The organism is Ruegeria atlantica, from assembly GCF_013033965.1.
Classification (GTDB): Bacteria; Pseudomonadota; Alphaproteobacteria; order Rhodobacterales; family Rhodobacteraceae; genus Ruegeria; species Ruegeria atlantica_D.
The window spans coordinates 166,520-187,812 of the sequence record NZ_WQFE01000004.1 but is presented as its reverse complement, the minus strand read 5'-3'; the positions used below and the strand labels follow the sequence as shown (position 1 = coordinate 187,812).

Genomic DNA, 21,293 nt, shown 5'->3' with positions numbered 1-21,293 from the left:
TTTCAATCCCGCCTGTGATCCGTAATTCTTAAAGTATAACAATAATATGGGTGACGGAATGGAAACGCGACGAAGATCGGTCGTGAAAGCTGTGGTGTGGAATGCGATGGGCCTGGTCATGATGACCTTGGTTGGTCTGGTCGCAACAGGCTCGGCAGCTGTCGGTGGGACGCTGGCGATTGTAAACACGGGTATCGGTCTGACGATGTACGTGATTTATGAACGCGTGTGGGCCGGTATCACGTGGGGCCGGAATGTCTGAGCGTCCGGGACCAGAGTGGGGCACATTCGCCCTGATCGTAGCCTGCTATGCAGCGTGGCTGCTGGTGATCTTCACATTGCCGGTCTGGCTGACCATTCCCGCCATGGGGTTGGTCGCTGCTCTGCACTCATCACTGACTCACGAGGCACTGCACGGGCATCCGTTTCGCACGCGTTGGCTGAACGAAGCGCTGATGGCCTTGCCTCTGACATTGTTCATTCCGTACAACCGGTTCCGCGACCTGCATCTGGCGCATCACAGGGATTCGACACTGACCGACCCCTATGACGACCCCGAGTCGAACTATCTGGACCCGAAGGTATGGAACACTCTCAAAGGCTGGCAAAAACGGCTGCTGAGGGCGAATAATACTCTGCTTGGGCGCATGGTGATCGGCCCGGCGATTGGCCAGTTCACATTCTTTCGGGATGAGTTGCGCGGTGCCAAACGCGGAGACAAAGCCATATTGGTGGCATGGGGGCTGCATCTGATCGGAGTAGCCGCTGTTTTGTGGGTGGTAGCTCAGTCTCCCATGCCTGTCTGGGCCTTTGTTTTGTCCGCTTATCTCGGGTTGGGGTTGGTTAAAATCCGGACGTTTCTCGAGCATCGGGCACACGAAAACTCCAGCGCCCGAACGGTTATTGTCGAAGATCGTGGTTTGTTGGCTTTTCTGTTTTTGAACAACAACCTGCACGTCGTTCATCACATGAATCCGGGCGCGCCATGGTACCGGTTGCCCGCGCTGTACCGTGCCGGAAAAAACCGCTATCTAGCCAGTAACGAGGCCTATGTTTATCGGTCCTATGCGCAGATTTTCCGGGAATATTTCTGGCGCGCGAAGGACCCGGTGGCGCATCCGCTCTGGCCAAAGGGCTGATTTGCCGACACAAGGGAATTCATGAGTTTGTGGATTCCCGTCACCATCGCCGCCGCTGCATTTCAAACCGTGCGGTTCATGCTGCAAAAGTCGCTAAGCACCGTGAAGCTGTCAGCAGCGGGGGCGACTTTTGCGCGATTTGCCTACTCCATGCCTCTGGCCGTTCTTGGCCTGATCGTTGCGATGCAGATGACCGGCTTCAGCTTGCCGGGCATGACCGGGCGTTTCTGGCTGTTTGCTGTGATCGGTGGGACTACGCAGATCCTCGCGACCATCTGCGTGGTGGCTCTGTTCAAGCAACGCAACTTTGCGGTCGGAATTACGTTTAAGAAGACTGAGGTTATCCAAACGGCCATTGTCGGATTTCTGGTCTTAGGTGATCAGGTATCTTCGGGCGCGTTATTTGCGATTGTCCTGGGATTGGTAGCGGTTCTGCTGTTGTCGAAAAATCCCGGTGGAGAAGGGGCTTGGTGGGCACACCTCACCAACAGGGCATCACGCCTTGGGCTGGGGTCCGGCGTTCTGTTCGCCTTTTCATCCGTCAGCTATCGCGGTGCATCGTTGGAATTGGGGGACATTGACGCCTGGTTCCGGGCACTGGTCACTCTGGCCGTTGTGGTCTCGTTCCAATTCCTCAGCATGGGGTTGTGGCTGCTCTGGCGGGACCGGGCCGAATTGCGCGCGGTTTGGGAGACACGCCGCACAGGCGTTTTTGTCGGCCTCACCAGCCTGTGCGGATCGTTCTGCTGGTTCTTCGCCTTCACGCTGCAAAACGCGGCTTATGTCAAAGCGCTGGGGCAGGTTGAGTTGATCCTCAGCCTGTTTGCTTCGATCCTTTTCTTCCGGGAACGTATCACCCGGCGTGAGATCGCCGGGATGACGCTGCTTGGAGCCTCGATACTGGCGCTGGTGCTTACGATTTAGCCTGCGCGGCGCTCGTCAAAGCTGAGGGCGATGAAGCTGGGCAGGTGATCGCCCATGCCAACGACGGCGGGGCTCTTGTCGTCTCGGCGGCCACGCCCCTTTGGCTCTTTGTCCTTCTTGCGGTCGTTCTTCCTGCTTTCGCCTTTCTTGGCGTCGGTTGGTTTGGCTTTCCGCTCGGGCTTTGGCGCGTCTTCTTTGGGTTCTTCGGTTTTGACCGGGTTGTCGATCCGGGGAATGTCCTTTTGGATCAGTTTTTCAATTGCAGCCAAAGCTTTTTCGTCCCGTCCCGAGCAGATGGTAATTGCTTTGCCATCGCGCCCGGCACGACCGGTACGACCAATGCGGTGCACGTAATCCTCTGGATGGCCGGGGACGTCGAAATTGAACACATGGCTCACCGATGGCACATCCAGGCCACGCGCGGCCACGTCCGAGGCGACCAGCAGGCGCAGGGAACCGTCGCGGAAGCCATCAAGCGTTTTCATCCGCTGCGATTGATCCAGGTCGCCGTGGATCGCGGCGGCATCATAACCGTATTTCTTCAGCGATTTTGCGCAGATATCAACGTCGGTCTTGCGGTTGCAGAAGATGATCGCGTTGGTGCACTTGTCACCTTCGGCATCGATCAGAGCGCGCAGAACCTTGCGCTTGGCGCTGGCTTCGCGATCGCGGCGACCGCCTTTGAACATCACGACGCCCTGTTCGATGGTCTCGGATGCGGTGGCCTGTCGGGCAACCTCGACGCGGGTGGGCGCGGACAGGAAGGTATCGGTGATCCGCTCGATCTCGGACGCCATGGTGGCCGAGAAGAACAGGGTCTGACGGGTAAAGGGCGTTAGCGAGAAGATGCGTTCGATATCGGGGATGAAACCCATGTCTAGCATCCGGTCGGCTTCGTCCACCACCATGATCTGAACGCCCGTTAGCAGCAGCTTGCCGCGTTCGAAATGGTCCAGCAGACGGCCCGGTGTGGCAATCAGAACGTCGACGCCCCGGTCGATCAGTGCGTCCTGTTCCTTGAAGCTGACGCCGCCGATCAGCAGCGCCTTGGTCAGTTTCAGGTGTTTGGCGTAGGTGTCAAAATTTTCGGCCACCTGCGCGGCCAGTTCCCGTGTGGGGCACAGCACCAAAGAGCGCGGCATGCGCGCGCGGGCGCGCCCGCGGGCCAACAGAGTGATCATCGGTAGCGTAAAGCTGGCCGTCTTACCGGTGCCGGTCTGCGCAATGCCCAGAACATCGCGCCCTTCAAGTGCGGCGGGAATCGCGCCTTCCTGAATTGGGGTCGGGGATTCGTATCCGGCTTCCTCAATGGCTTTGAGGACCTTCGGGTTCAGGTTCAGTTCGTTGAATTTTGTCATGTATGTCCGGTTCATGCGGACACTAGACCTGGCCCGCGCGTCAAAGGAATGCCGGGCCCGGATGGCCATGCGCTGTCAGGCACATTTCGGCTTTGCGCGGACATAACAAAATCATGGGGCAGGGTCAAATGAAGAGCCCTTAACCTGTCGTCGCCAAGACCCGCTGCTGGTTTTGCGCAACAATTCAGCAACTTCCGGGAAAGTGTTTCGCAACCTTTGCGTCCAGATCGAGCGCTCTGTGCCGGATCAACCCGTGCTCGTCCAGACGTTCACGCACACTGGGATCGGCGCCGCTAATTTCGTCGTAGAACGCCCGTAAGCCGTCCTTGCCTTGTTCTGTTTCGATCCAGCTCAGCAATTCGTTCATATTCATACCGCCGCGTTCTCGCGGTATATTTGGGGACATACCCGGTTGATACGATCCGCGCGACAACCTGAAGGAGTAATGGGTCCGGAAATGTTCCCAGTCAGGTGCGTGCCTGTGGCACAGCTGAACCCCCGGAAGTTCTGTTTTGTCGCGCAGAACCTCGCCGTTCTGAAAGAGGTTGTGAATGCGAAAGCTGATTTTGGGCATCCCTGTCCGCGCAAACAGCTTTCCTTGGGTGTGGCTGAAAAAGCCGCACAAAACAAAGGCACCGTAATTGGGGTAAATGGACTGAACGATGCCATCCCGATTTTGTCCCTTCGGGATGTAAGCCTTGTAAAGATCCTCGGCATCGGCAATGGCCTCAATCGGGCGCACCCGTGCGAAAGGCGTGCTGTTCGGCATTTCCGACAACACACCACGTATTGATTGCCTGCTCCAGATGAACTCATCAATGTCGATATGGGCAAGCCAGTCCAGATCTGTTCGTCGGTAGGCCTGCGTGGCATTTGCGGTCTGACGAACCTGGTGTTTTTGCGGTCTTTCCCGATTCCGGCGCGCCCAGAACTTAGCATCGCAATTCCGCACTTTGATCTTTGGATGCCTGTCGATGATCTCGCGTGCTTCCGGATTCGGTTCGTCCAGGTAGATGTAGATTTTGTCCGGGTCCAGGTCGAGATGATAGGCTGCGAACCGAAGAATCTCCTGTGTGGTTCCGCGTAACGTCGTCACAATGCCCCAGGTCGTCATTTGCGAGCCTCACGCCGTGCCGCGCGCGTCTCACGCATTTTTGCCAGGCGGCGGAACACCGTGCCGGGATCGCGGTTCAAGGCCGTAAACAGGTGGTCGACAAGGGGGGCGACCGTCTCGTCGGTTAGCGCCTGCGCCCAGACCGGCGTCAAAAGATTGATATCCAAACCCCCGGTCTCAAACGAGAAACTATTCATTTCCATGGGCAATTCTGCATCTGCCTTGCGCCGCAGCCGATACGGTAACTCGGGTGAGCGACCTGAAAACAGGCGTTCAAATTCGTATAGCTTCATGAGGCCAAACAGAATTCGCATCGCGTGCCCAACTTCTCGTTGCGTAGAGTTGGCGCCGTGATCGGCAAACGTTTGGATCGACGACACCAGCCAACGCAGATCGAGTTGGTGGAGCAAGTGATCCGATTGCTCGGCCCACAATCGACAAAACAGGGCAGGAGCCTGATCGGGCCAGGATCGCTTTCGCAGGTTTGCAATAAGCTGTGCGTTCAGAAAGGCCAATTCAGATTTGCCGACGAACTCTGTTGCGATTTGCCGACGTTTGCGCGCCCAGGACGTGTTGTTTTCGCTGGGCTGCGGCTCCGCTGCGCTTTCCGGAACAGTTATAAGCGTCAATGGCGCCAAATCCACGTTTTCCGACGGCAGAACCTCGTCCCCAAAGTCGAAAGGGGCGCGGCGCCTTTCGAATCTGTCTTGCAGGGCAGGTAGGCCACCCGAATACGTCAGATCGTCATCCATACAGACCTTCGGCCAATTGCGTCAAACCATCATCTCTTTGGTTGCTGTCAGGTTCAGCTCGGGATAGTCGCGGACAACCCGGTCGATGTCCCACTGCAGGCGTGTCAGATAAACGATATCGCCGTCATGGTCATGGGCGATGTGCTGTTTATTGGCGTTGACGAATTTGTCGACCTCGGCCTTTTCACCGCTGACCCAACGGGCGCTAGTGAATTGCGACGCCTCAAAGCGCACAGGCAGGCCGTATTCCATCTCAATCCGGCTGGCCAGAACTTCGAACTGCAGCGCGCCGACCACGCCGACGATAAAGCCCGACCCAATCGAGGGTTTGAACACCTTGGCCGCGCCTTCTTCGGCAAACTGCATTAGTGCCTTTTCCAGATGTTTGGCCTTCATCGGATCGCCGGGCCGCACCGTCTGCAACAATTCCGGTGCGAAGGATGGGATGCCGGTCACGCGGATCGCTTCACCCTCGGTCAGCGTGTCACCGATGCGCAGCTGGCCGTGGTTGGGGATACCTATGATATCTCCGGCCCAGGCTTCTTCAGCCAGTTCCCGGTCAGAGGCGAGGAACAGAACCGGGTTCGAAATCGCCATCGGCTTTTTCGATCGTACATGCGTCAGCTTCATGCCGCGCTTGAAATGGCCCGAGGCCATACGAACAAATGCCACCCGGTCGCGGTGCTTGGGATCCATATTGGCCTGCACCTTGAAGACAAAGCCCGCGACCTTCTTTTCATCAGGTGCGATCTGGCGGGGTTCGGCGGACTGAACCTGCGGTTGCGGGCCATAGGCACCGATGCCTTCCATCAGTTCCTTGACTCCAAACGAGTTAATCGCCGAGCCGAACCAAATCGGGGTCATGTGCCCCTCAAGCACTGCTTGCGGGTCCAGCGCGGGCAGCAATTCGCGCGCCATCTCAACCTCTTCCAGCAGCTTGTCCAGCAGATGCTCGGGTACGTGTTCGGCCAGTTTGGGGTCGTCCAGACCGTTAATCTCGATGCTCTCGGCCACCTTGTTGCGGTCGGCGCGGTCCATCAGTTCCAGCCGGTCGCGCAGCATGTCATAGCACCCGATGAAATCACGGCCCACGCCAATCGGCCAGGCAGCGGGTGTGACGTCGATGGCCAGCATCTCTTGGATTTCGTCGATGATCTCGAACGTATCGCGGCTTTCGCGGTCCATCTTGTTACAGAAGGTCAGGATCGGCAGATCGCGCAGGCGGCAGACCTCAAACAGTTTCTGCGTCTGGCTTTCCACACCCTTTGCACCGTCGATCACCATCACAGCCGCGTCCACAGCGGTCAGCGTGCGATATGTGTCTTCGGAGAAGTCCGAGTGGCCGGGAGTGTCCACCAGGTTAAAACGGAAGTTGTCATAGTCGAACGACATTGCCGATGCCGATACCGAGATGCCCCGGTCTTTTTCCATCTGCATGAAGTCCGAACGGGTCCGCCGTGCCTCACCCTTGGCGCGCACCTGACCGGCCATCTGAATAGCGCCCCCGTACAACAGGAACTTTTCAGTTAGCGTCGTTTTGCCCGCATCCGGATGCGAGATAATGGCGAATGTCCGGCGCCGGGCGATCTCGGGCGGCAAAACGGGTTGGTTTGAGACGGTATCAAGCATGAACGCGCATATATGCGGGGAAACCTGCCGAGGCAAGACAAAGGGGCTGTTCAGAATCACGGGATTGTGGCAATGAGAACATATAGAGAACAAATAATGGAGAGGAGTGATGAATATTAAAGAAATTGCCGCAGAACTGGTCGCCGGATGCCGCGAAGGCCGGGCCAAAGAGAATTTGGATAAACTCTACGCTGACGATGCCGTTTCCGCCGAAGCGGTGGATTACTCGGGCATGGGGCGCGAAATCGTCGGGCGCGACGCGATCCGCGGCAAACACGAATGGTGGGAAGGCGCACATGATGTGACCGAGGCTTCGGTAAGCGACCCATTTGTGCATGGTGAGGACCGTTTTGCGGTGATTTTCGAAGTGAAGGGTACTGTGGTGGAAAGCGGCGACAGCTTTGATATGCGCGAGGTCGCCATTTACCACGTCGCGGATGGCAAGATCGTGCGCGAAGAGTTCTTTTATTGATCAAAGGTCCATTGCTGGTCTTCCCTGAAAGGCTGGTGCTAGATGTGCGGCAAAGACAGGGAGGATCAGATGGATCTGGGTATCAAAGGTAAACGTGCGCTGGTCTGTGCCAGCAGCAAAGGATTGGGTCTGGGCTGTGCCGAGGCCCTGGCCGCAGCGGGTGTTGATCTGGTGATGAACGCGCGCGGACCCGAGGCTTTGGAGGCTGCCGCAGAACGTATTCGTGCCGAAAAAGGCGTTCAGGTTCAAACGGTCGCCTGCGATGTAACCACGTCTGAAGGGCAGGCGCAGGTGATAAAATCTGCGCAGGGTGTTGATATCCTTGTGACAAATGCCGGTGGGCCGCCTCCGGGTCTGTGGTCGGACTGGGATCGCGATGATTTCATCAAGGCGCTAGATTCCAACATGCTGACGCCGATTGCGTTCATGAAGGCGCTTTTGCCAGGCATGATGGATAAGGGCTGGGGCCGGGTGGTTAATATCACCTCGCAATCTGTGCGCGCGCCGATCCCGGCTTTGGGTCTGTCAAACGCTGCACGTACCGGCCTGACGGGGTATGTTGCGGGAACTGCGCGTCAGGTGGCTCCGAAAGGCGTGACGATCAACAACTTGCTGCCGGGCATTCATGCCACTGATCGGGCGGATTCGTTGGATGGCGGTGTCGCTGCGCAAAAAGGGATTTCGATTGACGAGGCGCGCGCTGAACGCGCAGCAACAATTCCGGCGCGCCGGTACGGAACACGTGAAGAGTTTGGGGCCGCCTGTGCCTTTTTGTGTTCGCAGAGTGCAGGGTTTATCGTCGGTCAAAACATCCTGTTGGATGGCGGCGCCACCAATCTGACGATTTAACAATGGCACAGAATTTCTCGCTTAAGGATCAACTGTTTAACGCTGAAAAGACCCGCTACTTGGCGGGGCTTTTTGCGGGCGCGAACCCGTCTTTTGATGCAGAAGCGTTTGAAGCGAAGGTCATGTCACGTCTGCTGGATCTTGAGCTGAAAGAACGGATGGTCTGGATTGCAGAATGCCTACAACAGGCCGTACCGGGCGATTTGCCTGAGGTCGCGCCAACACTGCTGCGCGCCTTGCCGCCGCCTCTGGATCCCAGCAAAACGGATGACGATTTCGGGGATTTCATCTTTGCACCGTTAGGCGACTGGGTTGTCGCCGTGGGGCTGGACCAGCCAGAGCAATCAATGGATGTGCTTGAGGAACTGACACAGCGATTTTCGATGGAATGGGCCATACGCCCGTTCCTCAATACCCATCAGGAACTGGTGCTGTCACGGATGGGGGAGTGGTGCGCACATGACAGCTATCACGTGCGCCGACTGGTCAGCGAAGGCACAAGGCCGCGTTTGCCCTGGGGGCAGGCGGTTGCGCTTGATCTGACCGATCCGCTGCCGTTTTTGGACCGGTTGCACGCCGATGGGACACGTTACGTGACACGTTCGGTGGCCAACCACCTGAACGATATCACCAAAAAGAATCCGGATCTGGTTTTGGATCGGTTGCACGCGTGGACCGAAGCCGTGCAACAAGATCGGGATGAGCTGGATTGGATAACCTCGCACACCTTGCGCGGGCTTGTGAAGGCGGGCCATCCGCGCGCCATGAAGATGCTGGGTTTTGACCCGGACGCCAAGGTTTCGGCGGATGTCACCATCAAGGGTGACGCGCAGATCGGTGGCGCGCTGGAGTTTGATGTCGTGGTGAATGGTAAAGGGGAACAACCGGTGCTGGTCGATTACATCGTGCATTTTCAACGACCTGGGGGCAAAACCTCAGCTAAGGTGCATAAGTTGAAACAGGCTTCGCTGAAGGACGGATCTCTGACATTGAGCAAAAAACACAAGCTCAAGGGTGATGCGACCACGTTCAAACTGGTTCCCGGCGCGCACCGGCTTGAGATTCAGGTGAACGGCAAGCTACGTGCGGGTGTCGATTTTGAACTGCTGGCGTAAGGTCAAAACAACCTCACGCTTTCGTCAGATTTCAATGGTCCGGATTGCGCCAAGCCCCGCGCTGCATTAGCTGCAATGCAGTCATCAGACAGAAGGATAGCCGCGATGAAGCATGAGGCAGTGCAGAATTACTATGGCGAGGTCCTGCAGGGCAGCTCGGATTTGCAGACAAACGCGTGTTGCACGCCTGATGACATGCCCGATCATGTCAAAAAGATACTGTCGAAGATCCATGATGAAGTGCTGACCCGTTACTACGGCTGCGGCCTGATCGCTCCGCTTGATCTTGAGGGGATGAGCATTCTTGACCTCGGCTGCGGTGCGGGACGTGATGTCTATGCCCTGTCTGCCATGGTGGGTGAAAAAGGGCGCGTTGTGGGGGTGGACATGACACCCGAACAACTGGATGTCGCGCGCGTGCATCAGGACTATCACGCGCAGGCCTTTGGGCATGGCGCGTCGAACGTAGAATTTCACCACGGTTACATCGAAAAGCTGGATGAGCTTGATCTCGAACCCGGCTCTTTCGATATCATCGTGTCGAACTGCGTCATCAATCTGGCCACCGATAAAGAGGCGGTGTTGCGTGGCGCGCACCGGCTGCTGAAAGACGGGGGCGAGATGTATTTCTCGGACGTCTACGCAGACCGACGCGTGCCCAAAGAGATGGCCGAGGATGAGGTGCTGTATGGCGAATGCTTGTCCGGCGCGCTGTATTGGAACGATTTTCTGTCGATGTCGCGCAAGGCCGGTTTTGGTGATCCGCGCCGTGTGACCCACCGTCCGCTGACCATCGAAAACGCTGTATTGGAAGAACGCGTCGCGCCCCTCAAATTCCTGTCTGCGACCTATCGCCTTTTCAAACTGCCCGAGTTGGAACCAGACTGCGAAGATTACGGCCAGGCGGTGATCTACAAGGGCACTATCCCGAACGCTCCGCATCTTTTCGAATTGGATGACCACCACGCAATCGAGGCGGGCAAAGTTTTCCCCGTCTGCGGCAACACGTGGATGATGCTGAAAGACACGCGTTTCGCGCGGCATTTCGAGTTCATTGGCGATTTCTCGACCCATTACGGAATTTTCGAAGGTTGTGGCGGTGAAAGCCCGTTTGAAGCGACGGGCGAGGCCGCATCCGGCGGGTGTTGCTGATCTCTTGCGCCTGAGGGGCGGGGTTGTTATCCCCGCCTAAGCCCGATGGAATTGATCGGGAAAGGCAACGGGGTCCATCGGTGACAGAAAATGCAACTCCTCCACGGCTGGAAATCCGAAATCTGATCGCCCGGTATGAGGGGCGGGTCGTTGTGGATGACGTCTCTCTGACGGTGCGGGCGGGGCAGGTGACTTGTCTGCTGGGTCCTTCGGGCTGCGGCAAATCCACGACGCTGCGCATGATCGCCGGGGTCGAGATGCAAGAATCCGGCGAGATCTATGTAGATGGCAAGCTGATCTGTGACACGGTGTTTCGCGTGCCGCCCGAACGGCGCGAGATTGGCCTTATGTTTCAGGACTTTGCCCTGTTTCCGCATCTGAGCGTATCCGACAACGTGGCGTTTGGCCTGAGGGGGCATAAGGACGAAAAACGTGCACGCGTAGAAGAGTTGCTGCGCAAAGTCGACCTGATGCGCTTTGTGGACAGTTATCCGCATCACCTGTCCGGTGGCGAGCAACAACGGGTGGCCTTGGCCCGCGCGTTAGCGCCACGTCCGCGGATCATGCTGATGGACGAGCCGTTTTCGGGGCTCGACAACCGCTTGCGGGACGGCATCCGGGATGAAACGCTTGCGATCCTCAAGGAAGAAGACGCGGCCGTTGTTCTGGTTACGCACGAGCCGGAAGAAGCGATGCGGATGGCAGATGAGATCGCCCTGATGCGGCGTGGAAAAGTTGTTCAGCAAGGCGCGCCGTACAACGTCTATACCCGCCCGGCAGACAAGGCGGCAGTGGCATTTTTTAGCGATATCAATGTATTGCTAGCCAAAGTAAATGGGGCTTTGGCGGAAACGCCGTTCGGGCAGTTTCTGGCACCGGGTGTTCCGGACAATACAGACGTCGAGATCGTGTTCCGCCCTCAGCATGTGCGATTGGACTTTGATCGCAACGGCAAGGGACCACTGCCCACACCGACCGATGGTGTCGCTGCGCGCGGCGTGGTTGAACGGGCGCGGTTTTTAGGCAACGAAAGCCTCGTTGAATTTCGCATGGACTATGACGGCTCGACCCTGAGGGCGACAGTACCCAACGTCTTTGTCCCGAGTCCGGGACGGGTCATGTGGTTGACCATCCGCCGCGACAAGTGCTTCGTTTTCCCGATCTAGGCCATTTCGCCACAGTTTAGCGCCAAGTGGTGCGCGAAAGCCTCAGATTGCGGACGTGGTTTGCTTGCCGCGACGCGGGGGCGGGTCTATCAAGGGCAAAACGCCGGGTGGATGGGGCTAATGCGTATTCTTCTGACCAATGATGACGGGATCAATGCACCGGGGCTGATCGCTCTGGAAGCAATTGCCGCCGATTTGGCGGGCCCGGAGGGTGAGGTCTGGGTCGTGGCACCTGCGTTCGAACAATCCGGTGTCGGCCACTGCATCAGCTATACCCACCCGATGATGGTCGCGAAACTGGGCGAGCGCCGCTACGCCGCCGAAGGCTCGCCTGCTGACTGTGTGCTGGCTGGGCTGCACGACGTCATGAAGGACACACCGCCCGATCTGGTTTTGTCCGGTGTGAACCGCGGCAACAATTCTGCTGAAAACACGCTGTATTCCGGCACGGTGGGTGGTGCGATGGAGGCCGCCCTGCAAGGTGTACCTGCCATTGCCCTGTCGCAATATTTTGGGCCGCGCAATCTTGGTTTGGACGATCCTTTTGAGGCTGCAACACGTTTCGGGGCCGACCTTGTACGCAACATTTTGAAAGCGACACCTGAAGAGCAGGGTGATTACCGTCTGTTTTATAACGTGAATTTCCCACCCGCCCCGGCGGATGAGGTTCTGGGGACACGCGTCGCGTCGCAGGGTTTTCGCCGGGATACCAATTTCTCGGTTGAGCCGCACAGCTCACCCTCGGGCCGTCGGTTCCTGTGGATCAAGGGGGGCTATCAGCACAACCCAACAGCGCCCGGCACCGATGCGGCGGTTAATCTTGGCGGATACATCTCGGTCACTCCGATGCGCGCGGATCTGACTGCCCATGACGTTTTGGAACAACTGAAGTCGATCGAATGAGCGGACCTGATCCAGAAACCACCATGCAGTTCCTCTTTGCCCTGCGGTCGCGTGGGGTAACTGATGCACGCGTTCTGGCTGCGATGGAGCAGGTTGACCGGGGCCGCTTCGTCAAAGGTCTGTTTGCCGAGCGTGCCTATGAAGATACGCCGCTGCCGATTGCCTGCGGTCAGACGATCAGTCAGCCCTCGGTCGTGGGGCTGATGACGCAAGCGCTGGATGTGCGTCCCCGTGACACGGTGTTGGAGGTTGGCACAGGCTCTGGCTATCAGGCGGCGATCTTGGCCAAGTTGGCGCGGCGGGTCTATACGGTCGAGCGGCACAAACGTCTGGTGCGCGAAACCGGCCAGTTGTTCCGCGAGATGGGTCTGACTAATGTGACGGCGATGCTGTCGGATGGCTCGTTCGGTTTGTCGGAACAGGCCCCGTTTGATCGTATCATCGTGACCGCCGCCGCCGAGGACCCGCCCGGGCCGCTCTTGGCGCAGCTCAAAATCGGCGGTATCATGGTGTTGCCGGTGGGACAGTCGGACGCGGTTCAGACCCTGATCCGGGTCAGACGCACCGAGACCGGCCTGGACTATGATGAATTGTTGCCCGTTCGGTTCGTGCCCCTGCTAGAAGGGCTTGGCAAAGACGGGGCGTAAAGGAATAATTGCGATAAGCGCTAGAACCCCGGACAACAGGGGCAGGCGGTGAGGACAGTAAAATGAGAGCAGTTTCCAAATCAGCAGTCGCAGCAGGTGTTGCGTCTTTGGCGTTCCTGGCGGGATGCGAAGGCCCATTAGATTATGACCTGCGCGGCAATGTCGGTGGATTTTCTACAGCTGACGCTGCGCAGGCGGCCACGGCCAACCGGCCAGCGCCGGATGCGCGCGGCGTGATCACCTATCCCAATTATCAGGTCGCCGTTGCGCGCCGGGGCGACACGGTTGGCGATGTCGCTGCCCGGATCGGCTTACCGGCAGAGGAGGTCGCGCGGTTCAACGGACTGAAAGCGACGGACCAGCTACGGGACGGCGAAGTGGTTGCTTTGCCACGCACTGTCAGCGCCGCCAGCTCTGTCGATATTGCGACCATCGCCGGGACCGCGATTGACGAGGCTCCGGCAGATGGGTCGGTACGCACGTCGACGCTGGCGCCCGCGCAGCCAGCTGCTGCGCCTGCACCCACGCCTGCGCCAGCGGGACCCGAACCCATTCGCCATAAGGTAAAGCGTGGCGAAACGGCATATACGATCGCGCGCCTGTATGACGTACCGGTTGATGCCCTGGCCGAATGGAATGGGCTGGGATCCGATTTTACCGTGCGTGAAGGACAGTTCCTGCTGATTCCTATCAAGAACCAGCCGGCACCCCGTCAGACTGCTGCCGCTGCTGCGGTTCCTGCGACCACGATCACCCAACCGGGGCAGGGCTCGCCCACGCCGACGCCACCCAGTGCGACACAACCGCTGCCGGAAGAGGTGATCGCTCCGGCAGAGCCTGCACCGGATGTCACCGCCGAAGCGCCCACAACGCAAAGCAATTCTGCGCTTGGCCTACCGGTCTCCGGAACGATCATCCGCACTTACAAAAAAGGTTCGAATGAAGGCATCGACATCGCTGGATCGCCGGGTAGCCCGGTCAATGCCGCTGCTGCGGGCACTGTCGCCGCGATCACGGCAGACGCGGATCAGGTGCCGATCATCGTGGTAAAGCACAACAGCGACCTGCTGACCGTCTACGCGAATGTTGAAAACATCACCGTGAAAAAGGGTGCTCGGGTCAAGCGCGGCCAAAAGATCGCGTCCTTGCGCGGTGGCGACAATGCCTATGTCCATTTTGAGGTGCGCAAAGGGTTCGAGTCTGTCGATCCGGAACCTTATCTGCGGTGAAGGTGAAACCGTCAGGCGTGCGGGTCGTAGTCGCTCAAGCGTTTGCCGGGCTCGTCGGCGAACACCTCGGGCAGGGGTGAGATCGCCTCGATCAGGTCGATGCGAAAGACGCGGAACCCCTGACGCAGTTCACACCACGCCGTCAGGGTCCAGACGCGCCCCCAGTACTCCATATGCAAGGGGCGTATGACTCGTTCCGTCAGAACACCGTCGATCCGGCGGTAAGACAGGCGAAGTTTCTGACGCGATTTGATGGCGGCGCGGATCGGGGCCATATGCGCCAAACCTCTTGCTGCATCGGCAAAGGGATAGACCGCAAACTTCCAACTGTCCGCCTCGGCCACGACCTGCGTGGGCAGCACGGCGTCGATCTTGTCGGCCAGCGACTCGGCGGCGGCCTTGAGGTCCGGGTCTGCCGCCTCGGCCACGATGGCCATCCCGAGGTTCAACGCCTCAAGTTCAGCGGGCGTCAGGTTCAGCGGCGGCAGGGTAATCTGTTCGCGCACCATGTATCCGACGCCGCGTTCGCCCTCGACCGGGACGCCCGAGGCGACCAGCGTATCCATGTCACGATAGATCGTGCGAACCGACACCTCTAGCCGATCCGCGATGTCCTGCGCGCGGTACAGTTTACCATCGCGCAGGATCTGGATGATATCGAACAGCCGATCAGTACGGCGCATTGGATGTCCTGTTGGTCATGACGCTTCGATGGTCCAATGGATCGCATCATGGCGCATGATCACAGTGTCCGGTGCAATTGCGGCCATTACGGCAGGGGCGAAATCCTGCTTGGGGAAGGCGGCTGCGGCGGCCTGAGCGCAATCCATGTCAGCCCAGATAACAGTGTCGGTCCAAAGCCCGTCTTCACCCGAGCTGAGGCGGCGGAAGACAAATCCATCGGCGTTCCGAACAAAAGATTCTGTGCCTTTCATGATGTTCACGAAATCCTCCTCTGATACTTCAGCCGCGAGTTTGAAGGTTACGGTTTCTGCGATTTGTGTCACGTGACGCTCCTGTTTCGTTGAGACAGGTTCGTTTTATGACTTAGCAACTGACATAAACCTGTCAGTTGAAAAATGCGAGTCCTCAAAAAATGCGTGATCCGTTCAATTTTGCGGGCGGAACCGCACTGACACGCTTTTGCGAAGGGCCACCCGCGCGTAAACACAGACGCAGATCACATTCCCGGCGCAGCGCGCCGACTTCAAAGGAGAAGAAACATGCTCAACAATATCGGCCTTCCCGGTCTTCTGCTGATCGCCGTCGTGGTGCTGGTGCTGTTTGGTCGCGGTAAAATCAGCTCGTTGATGGGCGAAGTGGGCAAAGGCATCACATCGTTCAAAAAAGGTGTCAAAGAAGGCGCAGACGAGCTGGAGCAGGACGCGTCAGAGATGGCGAAAGACGTCACCCCCGAGACCGACAAAGACAAGGCCTAAGCGCAGATGTTTGATCTGGGCTGGACCGAGCTTCTGGTCATCGGCGTTGTTGCCCTGATCGTTGTGGGGCCAAAGGATCTGCCGGTGCTGTTCCGCAACGTTGGCCGCTGGGTCGGCAAGGCCCGTGGCATGGCGCGCGAATTCAGCAGCGCCATGAACGAGGCAGCGGATCAGGCCGGTGTGAGCGAGATCAAGAAGGGTCTGAATGCGGCCACCAATCCTGTGAACACGGCCATGGACGGCGTGAAAGAAGCTGCGCAGGAAATGGCCCGCAGCATGGACCCGACCAAATTCGACCCTGACAGCGAGACCGGTAAACTGGCTGCCGAACGTGCTGAGCAGGCCAAGAAGATCCAGGCCTCGACCGCGCGTGCCGCTGCCGAGCGCAAGGCCAAAGAAGCTGCGGATGCGCTGGCCAAGGCTGAAGAAGCCGAAGCTGCGCTGAATACTGAAAGCAAGACATGAGCAATACCGACGAGATCGAAGACAGCTCGGCCCCGTTGATCGAGCATCTGGCGGAACTACGCACCCGGCTGATCCATTGCGTCGTGGCATTCCTGATCGGGATGATAATCTGTTTCACCGTTGCCACGCCGCTGTTTAACTTCCTGACAAATCCATTGTGCGAAGTATTGGCCGAGCGCGGGCAGGATTGTGGATTGATCTTCATCTCGCCGCAGGAAGGTTTCTTCGTCGCCATCAAAGTCTCGCTTCTGGGCGGCTTCATTCTGGCGTTCCCTTACATAGGGATGCAGATGTGGCGGTTCGTAGCGCCGGGCCTCTACCGGTCGGAGAAGAACGCGTTCCTGCCGTTCATGCTGGCATCGCCATTTATGTTCCTGCTGGGGGCGAGCTTTGCCTTCTATGTAGTCACACCCTTGGCTTACGACTTCTTCCTTGGCTTTCAGCAGTTCGGAGCAGAAGGAGAGGCAGTAGTTGACGGCACCGCCACAGCACCGCTGAGCGTCGTGTTCCAGGGCTCTGCCCAAGAATACCTGAACCTGACGATCAAGTTCATCGTGGCCTTTGGCCTCTGCTTCCAACTTCCGGTCCTCTTGACGCTGATGGGTAAGGCTGGGCTGGTCACGGCCGAAGGTCTGGGAGCTGTGCGTAAATACGCGGTGGTTGCCATTCTGGTTCTGGCCGCGCTGGTGACACCGCCGGACGTGATCACACAGGTCATCCTGTTTGTGGTTGTCTATGGGCTGTACGAGGTCTCGATCTTCCTGGTCGCACGCGTCGAGAAAAAGCGCGAGGAACAGCTGCGTGCTGACGGCTACTACGACGACGAAGAAGAGGCTGATGAAGAGATTATTCAGGAGGAAGAAAGTAAGTAACCCTCTCTGCTGGTATCAATCAGGCGCGCCCTTTGTGGCGCGTCTTTTTTTGTTTCCGGCTCTTGTTGCCTTTGACGGAACATGGTTTGAACCCCGCAAGAACGACCGGAGGAGCCTATGGACGATCAAGCCTTGAACCGCATCGCTGACGCGCTGGAACGTATGGCACCAGCCCCTCTGGCTGCGCCCGATTTCGCGGCGGCCCCGGCGTTTGTCTGGCACGTGGAGCCGGATCGGCTTGAGCCCGTCGCGCAGGTCAACCGCGTCGATCTTGAGCTACTGGTTGGTATCAACCGATCTCGCGATACGTTGCTGGATAACACGCGCCGTTTTGCGGCTGGTTACAAGGCCAACAATGCGTTGCTGTGGGGCGCACGGGGTATGGGCAAATCCAGCCTGGTCAAAGCCGTTCATGGCACCCTTCAATCCGAGTTTCCCGACCTCAAACTGGTCGAACTTCAACGCGAAGACATGGGTTCAGTAGCGCGCCTGCTGAACCACCTGCGCGCAGCGCCACATCGATTCACTCTGTTCTGCGATGACCTGTCCTTTAGCCACGATGACCAGCATTACAAATCGCTCAAGGCAGTGCTGGACGGAGGCATCGAGGGCCGACCGGAAAACGTCGTCTTCTACGCTACTTCGAACCGCCGCCACCTGATGCCGAGGGATATGATCGAAAACGAACGCTCCAGCGCGATCAACCCGTCCGAGGCGGTTGAAGAAAAAGTCTCACTCTCGGACCGGTTCGGCCTGTGGTTGGGTTTCCACCCTTGCGATCAGGATGAATACCTTGCGATGATCGACCGCTATTGCGCCGCCTATAGTGTGTCTGTCGATGCAGACACCCTGCGCGCCGAAGCTATTGAATGGCAGGCAACACGTGGCGCGCGCTCGGGCCGGGTGGCATGGCAATTCTTCGTCGATCTGGCTGGGCGTAACGGTGTCCATATCGCCTGACCCGCCCGCTTCATCGGGCCAGAAATATCTCCGCCGGAGGCATGGCCCAACGGGCCATTTCTACAACAGCGTCAGAATTCGCGCTGCCTCATCCGCCGGGCTAGCCAAAACATCGCGGTCTTCGCCGGGATGGAACCTTGCGCGCACGGCCGTGGGCATCGGCGCGGGTTCAATGATCGACACGCGCGGACCTGTGCGTTCTGTCTCCACCGCCCAACTGCGGGCAAGCGCCAACTGCGCCGCCTTGGTCGCGCCGTAGATGCCATAAAACTTTTCGCCGGCCTTGGGGTCGTCAAAAAACACGGCATGCCCGCTGTCGCCTAGCAAAGGCGCGATATAGGGGATCAGAACTGACGTCGCTGTTGCATTGATATTGACCGCTTTCGTCCATTCCTTGGGGTCCACGAAATGCGCAGGCGTCAGGGCCGAGGTGTGGACCGCAGTGTGCATCCAAAGATCAACTTTACCCCAACGGTCATGAATGCCCCGGCAGAGCGTGGCCATAGCGTTCGGGTCGGCAATATCCATCGGAGCCAGCGTAGCCGCACCGCCTTTGGCCTTGATGCGGTCATCCAGCTCTTCCAGCCCGCCCGTGGTGCGGGCAACGGCGACGATGTGATACTCGGGCGCCAGAGCTTCGGCCAGGGCAGCGCCCAAACCACGCGAGGCCCCGGTGATGAGGGCAATTTTGGTCTGATCGGTCATAAGGGCGGTTTGAACCCAAGCGCGCAGGGCGTCAAGCAGATTAGCTGCCGGGGATCACGATCCGCTTGGTCTGGCCGCTTTGTCGCAGCATGACGCCTTCGTTATCAATGGCAATCACGGTGCCCGAGGACACGCGGCTGCCGGGTTTGACCTCTTTGACACGGCCCGACGACAGGCGGACCAGCGCGCGCATATCAGTTTTCGAGCCAAAGACACCCAGAACAGAGACGGAATTCTTCTTCAACGCGCCCTTCTGCGTGGCCGCGCTTTTGACGTTGGCGTTTGACATGATTTCCGGCCCGGTCACGTCGACCCGACCCCTTGTTTAGCGAGTGATTTGTCCGAGGGGCTATCAAACGATGTAGCTGAAAAAAAGGGGCAGGGAATGTGCCTTGGCGTAACGAAAATCTGCATCACCGAAGCCCTTGCAATTGCGGTTTCTTCATCGAAAAGTTGTGCGCGGATACTGTCCGATCAGACGTAGTCTGCGCCAAAAAAAGGCCCGCATCGCGTTTGCGAAACGGGCCAGAACCAAAATTTGATTCGCGGTTGAACGCGCTGGAGGAGTCTTAGCCGGACGCCAATTTGGCCGCATTCCAGGACCCGCCGGGCACCTGCATATCCTGCTTTTTCTTGCTGACCCGGCTGCTGTTCTCAAGGCTGTCCAGATAGTCTTCGCTGACGCTTCCAGTGATGTAGTCACCGTTAAAGCACGAACAATCGAAGGCCTCGATCTCCGGGTTGCCTTCCTTGGCCGACCAGATCAGGTCGTCGAGATGTTGATAGAACAAGGCGTCCGCGCCCAGCTCCTGCCGGATTTCCTCAATCTCTTTACCATTGGCGATCAGCTCATGCTTCGTGGGCATGTCGATACCATAGACATTGGGGAACTTTACCGGCGGCGAGGCGCTGGCGATGAAGACCTTCTTGGCACCAGCCTCGCGGCACATTTGAACGATTTTCTTGATGGTGTTGCCACGCACGATGGAATCGTCGATCAGAAGCACATTGTGGCCTTTGAATTCCAAGGGAACCGCGTTCAATTTGCGGCGCACGGATTTCTGCCGCTCTTCCTGACCAGGCATGATGAATGTGCGCCCGACATAGCGGTTCTTCACCAGACCTTCGCGATAGGGAATGCCGGTCGCCTTGGCGACCTCCAGCGCCACGGGGCGGGCGCTGTCGGGAACAGGGATGATGCGGTCGATCTCAAGGCCCGCCGCCTCGATCTGGCGCGCCAGTGTCTGGCCCATGCGCATCTGAGTCTTGTAGACCGAGACACCGTCCAGCAGCGAGTCCGGACGGGCCAGATACACGTACTCGAAGATGCACGGTGTCAGCTGACCTTCGACCGCCTGGAACGTGTGCATATTGCCGTCAAGGTCAATCAGAATTGCCTCACCCGGTTTCACATCACGCAACTTTTCAAAGCCATTGATGCCGAACGCCACGTCTTCGGAGGCAAATGCGTAATCGTCGCCATCGCCATCCACATCGCGCTTAGCAACGGACAAGGGACGAATGCCATAGGGGTCGCGGAAGGCCAGCATGCCAACGCCAGCCACCAGACAGATCACCGAATAGGCGCCCTGAACACGCTCCATCGTCATCTTCACACCGGCAAAGAGGTTTCGGATCGGCTCGGCGTTGCCGTTGACCTTGATGGCATCGGCCACTTTGTCGGCCAGAACGTTGAGCAGAATCTCGGAATCTGACGTGGTGCGCAGATGGCGGCTGTACTTGGCCGTCACCTTTTCACGCTGTTCGGCAGTGTTAGTAATATTACCGTTATGGACCAAATAGATCCCGTAGGGTGCGTTCACAAAAAACGGTTGGGCCTCGGTCGCGCTCAGCGATCCTGCCGTTGGATAACGCACATGCCCCATGCCGATTTGTCCCAGCAGCGTCTCGGCGTCGTTGGAGTTAAACACGTCCTTGACCAGCCCGTTGGCCTTTTTCTCGCGGAAGAACTCACCGGTATAGGTCACGATCCCCGAGGCATCCTGACCCCGGTGCTGCAACATCAACAGCCCGTCATAGATTTCCGCAAAGACATCATGCGTCCTGCTTGCGATCCCTAAAATGCCACACATGTACGGGCTCCAATTTCCATGACGTGTTTATGTTGATTAGGTTTGCGGGTCGGAAGGCCTGCACGGCTGTATCTGTACGCATTGTCGCCCGACCGGATCGGGGCGCAAACACGCCAGCGTCGCAAGGGCAAGCGCGTAAGAAAACAGATACAGCAAGATCGGCAGCTCCGATTCCATGTCAGTTCGCCACTCACATAATGCCTTAGCGCGCCTGTGTCATCAAAGGATCACATTCGCGATTTGACGCATGCGGATTTTGCCAAAAAACTACAAGAAAAGGTGACAGGGGCCGCAGGCATGTGGTGTCATG

General features: G+C 58.1%; 24 protein-coding genes. 15 read left to right on the top strand and 9 right to left on the bottom strand.

Annotated features, from left to right (window positions below):
* Nucleotides 1–58 precede the first annotated feature (58 nt).
* From GOW16_RS09705 to GOW16_RS09695, 3 genes are read left to right on the top strand one after another with little or no spacing between them, the layout of a single operon-like run.
* The gene (locus GOW16_RS09705; RefSeq protein WP_170413908.1) at nucleotides 59–262 is read left to right on the top strand and encodes a DUF2061 domain-containing protein; all 204 of its coding nucleotides are present in this window, start codon (nucleotides 59–61) and stop codon (nucleotides 260–262) included.
* Nucleotides 255–1,139 (top strand): fatty acid desaturase, encoded by an 885-nt coding sequence (locus tag GOW16_RS09700; RefSeq protein ID WP_170413905.1) that lies wholly within the window; start codon nucleotides 255–257, stop codon nucleotides 1,137–1,139. The genes GOW16_RS09705 and GOW16_RS09700 overlap by 8 nt, the downstream gene beginning before the upstream one ends.
* Nucleotides 1,140–1,160: 21 nt before the next feature.
* Complete coding sequence (locus GOW16_RS09695) at nucleotides 1,161–2,063, top strand: DMT family transporter (protein ID WP_170413902.1); 903 nt, start codon at nucleotides 1,161–1,163, stop codon at nucleotides 2,061–2,063.
* Here the strand turns inward: GOW16_RS09695 and GOW16_RS09690 are convergent.
* The 4 genes from GOW16_RS09690 to GOW16_RS09675 all read right to left on the bottom strand — a co-directional run bounded on the left by GOW16_RS09690 (nucleotide 2,060) and on the right by GOW16_RS09675 (nucleotide 6,916).
* Nucleotides 2,060–3,421: a DEAD/DEAH box helicase gene (locus GOW16_RS09690; protein WP_170413899.1), complete on the bottom strand. Its 1,362-nt coding sequence runs from the start codon at nucleotides 3,419–3,421 to the stop codon at nucleotides 2,060–2,062. The two genes, GOW16_RS09695 and GOW16_RS09690, sit on opposite strands and share 4 nt — an antisense overlap.
* Before the next feature lie 184 nt (nucleotides 3,422–3,605).
* Nucleotides 3,606–4,535, bottom strand: a complete 930-nt coding sequence (locus tag GOW16_RS09685; RefSeq protein ID WP_170413896.1) for a glycosyltransferase family 2 protein — start codon at nucleotides 4,533–4,535, stop codon at nucleotides 3,606–3,608.
* Nucleotides 4,532–5,287, bottom strand: a complete 756-nt coding sequence (locus tag GOW16_RS09680) for a hypothetical protein (RefSeq protein WP_170413893.1) — start codon at nucleotides 5,285–5,287, stop codon at nucleotides 4,532–4,534. The genes GOW16_RS09685 and GOW16_RS09680 overlap by 4 nt, the downstream gene beginning before the upstream one ends.
* Nucleotides 5,288–5,308: 21 nt before the next feature.
* A complete protein-coding gene (locus tag GOW16_RS09675; protein ID WP_170413890.1) occupies nucleotides 5,309–6,916 on the bottom strand; it encodes a peptide chain release factor 3 in 1,608 nt (535 codons plus the stop codon).
* 109 nt (nucleotides 6,917–7,025) lie between these two features.
* On the opposite strand from GOW16_RS09675, the gene GOW16_RS09670 reads away from it, so the two are divergent.
* The 8 genes from GOW16_RS09670 to GOW16_RS09635 all read left to right on the top strand — a co-directional run bounded on the left by GOW16_RS09670 (nucleotide 7,026) and on the right by GOW16_RS09635 (nucleotide 14,449).
* Nucleotides 7,026–7,388 carry a nuclear transport factor 2 family protein gene (locus tag GOW16_RS09670; RefSeq protein WP_170413887.1) on the top strand — a complete coding sequence of 121 codons (363 nt, stop codon included), beginning with the start codon at nucleotides 7,026–7,028 and terminating at the stop codon, nucleotides 7,386–7,388.
* A gap of 69 nt (nucleotides 7,389–7,457) precedes the next feature.
* Nucleotides 7,458–8,237, top strand: coding sequence for an SDR family oxidoreductase (locus GOW16_RS09665; RefSeq protein WP_170413884.1), 780 nt, complete (start codon nucleotides 7,458–7,460; stop codon nucleotides 8,235–8,237).
* Nucleotides 8,238–8,239: 2 nt separating this feature from the next.
* Entirely contained in the window at nucleotides 8,240–9,352 is a 1,113-nt protein-coding gene (locus GOW16_RS09660; protein ID WP_170413881.1) for a hypothetical protein, read from the top strand.
* 105 nt (nucleotides 9,353–9,457) lie between these two features.
* The gene (locus tag GOW16_RS09655; RefSeq protein ID WP_170413878.1) at nucleotides 9,458–10,504 is read left to right on the top strand and encodes a methyltransferase domain-containing protein; all 1,047 of its coding nucleotides are present in this window, start codon (nucleotides 9,458–9,460) and stop codon (nucleotides 10,502–10,504) included.
* Nucleotides 10,505–10,584: 80 nt separating this feature from the next.
* Nucleotides 10,585–11,670 (top strand): ABC transporter ATP-binding protein, encoded by a 1,086-nt coding sequence (locus tag GOW16_RS09650; RefSeq protein ID WP_368039881.1) that lies wholly within the window; start codon nucleotides 10,585–10,587, stop codon nucleotides 11,668–11,670.
* Between the two features lie 120 nt (nucleotides 11,671–11,790).
* Nucleotides 11,791–12,573, top strand: a complete 783-nt coding sequence (surE, locus tag GOW16_RS09645; protein ID WP_170413875.1) for a 5'/3'-nucleotidase SurE — start codon at nucleotides 11,791–11,793, stop codon at nucleotides 12,571–12,573.
* A complete protein-coding gene (locus GOW16_RS09640; protein ID WP_170413872.1) occupies nucleotides 12,570–13,220 on the top strand; it encodes a protein-L-isoaspartate(D-aspartate) O-methyltransferase in 651 nt (216 codons plus the stop codon). Before surE ends, GOW16_RS09640 begins: the two co-directional genes overlap by 4 nt.
* Before the next feature lie 62 nt (nucleotides 13,221–13,282).
* Nucleotides 13,283–14,449, top strand: a complete 1,167-nt coding sequence (locus GOW16_RS09635; RefSeq protein ID WP_170413869.1) for a LysM peptidoglycan-binding domain-containing M23 family metallopeptidase — start codon at nucleotides 13,283–13,285, stop codon at nucleotides 14,447–14,449.
* Nucleotides 14,450–14,460: 11 nt separating this feature from the next.
* On the opposite strand, the gene GOW16_RS09630 is transcribed toward GOW16_RS09635, so the two are convergent.
* Together GOW16_RS09630 and GOW16_RS09625 are read right to left on the bottom strand one after the other, a co-directional pair.
* Entirely contained in the window at nucleotides 14,461–15,132 is a 672-nt protein-coding gene (locus GOW16_RS09630; RefSeq protein ID WP_170413865.1) for a helix-turn-helix transcriptional regulator, read from the bottom strand.
* Between the two features lie 15 nt (nucleotides 15,133–15,147).
* Nucleotides 15,148–15,456: a hypothetical protein gene (locus tag GOW16_RS09625; RefSeq protein WP_170413862.1), complete on the bottom strand. Its 309-nt coding sequence runs from the start codon at nucleotides 15,454–15,456 to the stop codon at nucleotides 15,148–15,150.
* A 216-nt stretch (nucleotides 15,457–15,672) separates the two neighbouring features.
* On the opposite strand from GOW16_RS09625, the gene GOW16_RS09620 reads away from it, so the two are divergent.
* From GOW16_RS09620 to GOW16_RS09605, 4 genes are all read left to right on the top strand, one after another.
* Nucleotides 15,673–15,888 carry a twin-arginine translocase TatA/TatE family subunit gene (locus GOW16_RS09620; RefSeq protein WP_170354368.1) on the top strand — a complete coding sequence of 72 codons (216 nt, stop codon included), beginning with the start codon at nucleotides 15,673–15,675 and terminating at the stop codon, nucleotides 15,886–15,888.
* Between the two features lie 6 nt (nucleotides 15,889–15,894).
* Nucleotides 15,895–16,353 (top strand): Sec-independent protein translocase protein TatB, encoded by a 459-nt coding sequence (gene tatB / locus GOW16_RS09615; RefSeq protein ID WP_170413859.1) that lies wholly within the window; start codon nucleotides 15,895–15,897, stop codon nucleotides 16,351–16,353.
* Entirely contained in the window at nucleotides 16,350–17,225 is an 876-nt protein-coding gene (gene tatC, locus GOW16_RS09610; protein ID WP_170413855.1) for a twin-arginine translocase subunit TatC, read from the top strand. The genes tatB and tatC overlap by 4 nt, the downstream gene beginning before the upstream one ends.
* A gap of 117 nt (nucleotides 17,226–17,342) precedes the next feature.
* Entirely contained in the window at nucleotides 17,343–18,185 is an 843-nt protein-coding gene (locus GOW16_RS09605) for an ATP-binding protein (protein WP_170413852.1), read from the top strand.
* 60 nt (nucleotides 18,186–18,245) lie between these two features.
* Here GOW16_RS09605 and GOW16_RS09600 read toward each other — a convergent pair whose 3' ends face one another.
* The 3 genes from GOW16_RS09600 to purF form a co-directional block, all read right to left on the bottom strand.
* Nucleotides 18,246–18,890, bottom strand: coding sequence for an SDR family NAD(P)-dependent oxidoreductase (locus GOW16_RS09600; RefSeq protein ID WP_170413849.1), 645 nt, complete (start codon nucleotides 18,888–18,890; stop codon nucleotides 18,246–18,248).
* A gap of 40 nt (nucleotides 18,891–18,930) precedes the next feature.
* Complete coding sequence (locus GOW16_RS09595) at nucleotides 18,931–19,179, bottom strand: hypothetical protein (protein ID WP_170413846.1); 249 nt, start codon at nucleotides 19,177–19,179, stop codon at nucleotides 18,931–18,933.
* 280 nt (nucleotides 19,180–19,459) lie between these two features.
* Nucleotides 19,460–20,983 (bottom strand): amidophosphoribosyltransferase, encoded by a 1,524-nt coding sequence (gene purF / locus GOW16_RS09590; RefSeq protein WP_170413843.1) that lies wholly within the window; start codon nucleotides 20,981–20,983, stop codon nucleotides 19,460–19,462.
* Nucleotides 20,984–21,293: the final 310 nt, after the last annotated feature.

Bases quoted from the DNA above. Each gene is read 5' to 3' on its own strand.
- GOW16_RS09665 (WP_170413884.1), top strand. From the start codon at position 7,458: ATGGATCTGGGTATCAAAGGTAAACGTGCGCTGGTCTGTGCCAGCAGC.
- GOW16_RS09620 (WP_170354368.1), top strand. From the start codon at position 15,673: ATGCTCAACAATATCGGCCTTCCCGGTCTTCTGCTGATCGCCGTCGTG.
- GOW16_RS09705 (WP_170413908.1), top strand. From the start codon at position 59: ATGGAAACGCGACGAAGATCGGTCGTGAAAGCTGTGGTGTGGAATGCG.
- GOW16_RS09660 (WP_170413881.1), top strand. From the start codon at position 8,240: ATGGCACAGAATTTCTCGCTTAAGGATCAACTGTTTAACGCTGAAAAG.
- tatC (WP_170413855.1), top strand. From the start codon at position 16,350: ATGAGCAATACCGACGAGATCGAAGACAGCTCGGCCCCGTTGATCGAG.
- GOW16_RS09640 (WP_170413872.1), top strand. From the start codon at position 12,570: ATGAGCGGACCTGATCCAGAAACCACCATGCAGTTCCTCTTTGCCCTG.
- GOW16_RS09605 (WP_170413852.1), top strand. From the start codon at position 17,343: ATGGACGATCAAGCCTTGAACCGCATCGCTGACGCGCTGGAACGTATG.
- GOW16_RS09655 (WP_170413878.1), top strand. From the start codon at position 9,458: ATGAAGCATGAGGCAGTGCAGAATTACTATGGCGAGGTCCTGCAGGGC.
- GOW16_RS09630 (WP_170413865.1), bottom strand. From the start codon at position 15,132: ATGCGCCGTACTGATCGGCTGTTCGATATCATCCAGATCCTGCGCGAT.
- GOW16_RS09595 (WP_170413846.1), bottom strand. From the start codon at position 19,179: ATGTCAAACGCCAACGTCAAAAGCGCGGCCACGCAGAAGGGCGCGTTG.
- GOW16_RS09685 (WP_170413896.1), bottom strand. From the start codon at position 4,535: ATGACGACCTGGGGCATTGTGACGACGTTACGCGGAACCACACAGGAG.
- GOW16_RS09690 (WP_170413899.1), bottom strand. From the start codon at position 3,421: ATGACAAAATTCAACGAACTGAACCTGAACCCGAAGGTCCTCAAAGCC.
- GOW16_RS09695 (WP_170413902.1), top strand. From the start codon at position 1,161: ATGAGTTTGTGGATTCCCGTCACCATCGCCGCCGCTGCATTTCAAACC.
- GOW16_RS09600 (WP_170413849.1), bottom strand. From the start codon at position 18,890: ATGACCGATCAGACCAAAATTGCCCTCATCACCGGGGCCTCGCGTGGT.
- tatB (WP_170413859.1), top strand. From the start codon at position 15,895: ATGTTTGATCTGGGCTGGACCGAGCTTCTGGTCATCGGCGTTGTTGCC.
- GOW16_RS09670 (WP_170413887.1), top strand. From the start codon at position 7,026: ATGAATATTAAAGAAATTGCCGCAGAACTGGTCGCCGGATGCCGCGAA.
- GOW16_RS09635 (WP_170413869.1), top strand. From the start codon at position 13,283: ATGAGAGCAGTTTCCAAATCAGCAGTCGCAGCAGGTGTTGCGTCTTTG.
- GOW16_RS09700 (WP_170413905.1), top strand. From the start codon at position 255: ATGTCTGAGCGTCCGGGACCAGAGTGGGGCACATTCGCCCTGATCGTA.
- GOW16_RS09675 (WP_170413890.1), bottom strand. From the start codon at position 6,916: ATGCTTGATACCGTCTCAAACCAACCCGTTTTGCCGCCCGAGATCGCC.
- purF (WP_170413843.1), bottom strand. From the start codon at position 20,983: ATGTGTGGCATTTTAGGGATCGCAAGCAGGACGCATGATGTCTTTGCG.
- surE (WP_170413875.1), top strand. From the start codon at position 11,791: ATGCGTATTCTTCTGACCAATGATGACGGGATCAATGCACCGGGGCTG.
- GOW16_RS09680 (WP_170413893.1), bottom strand. From the start codon at position 5,287: ATGGATGACGATCTGACGTATTCGGGTGGCCTACCTGCCCTGCAAGAC.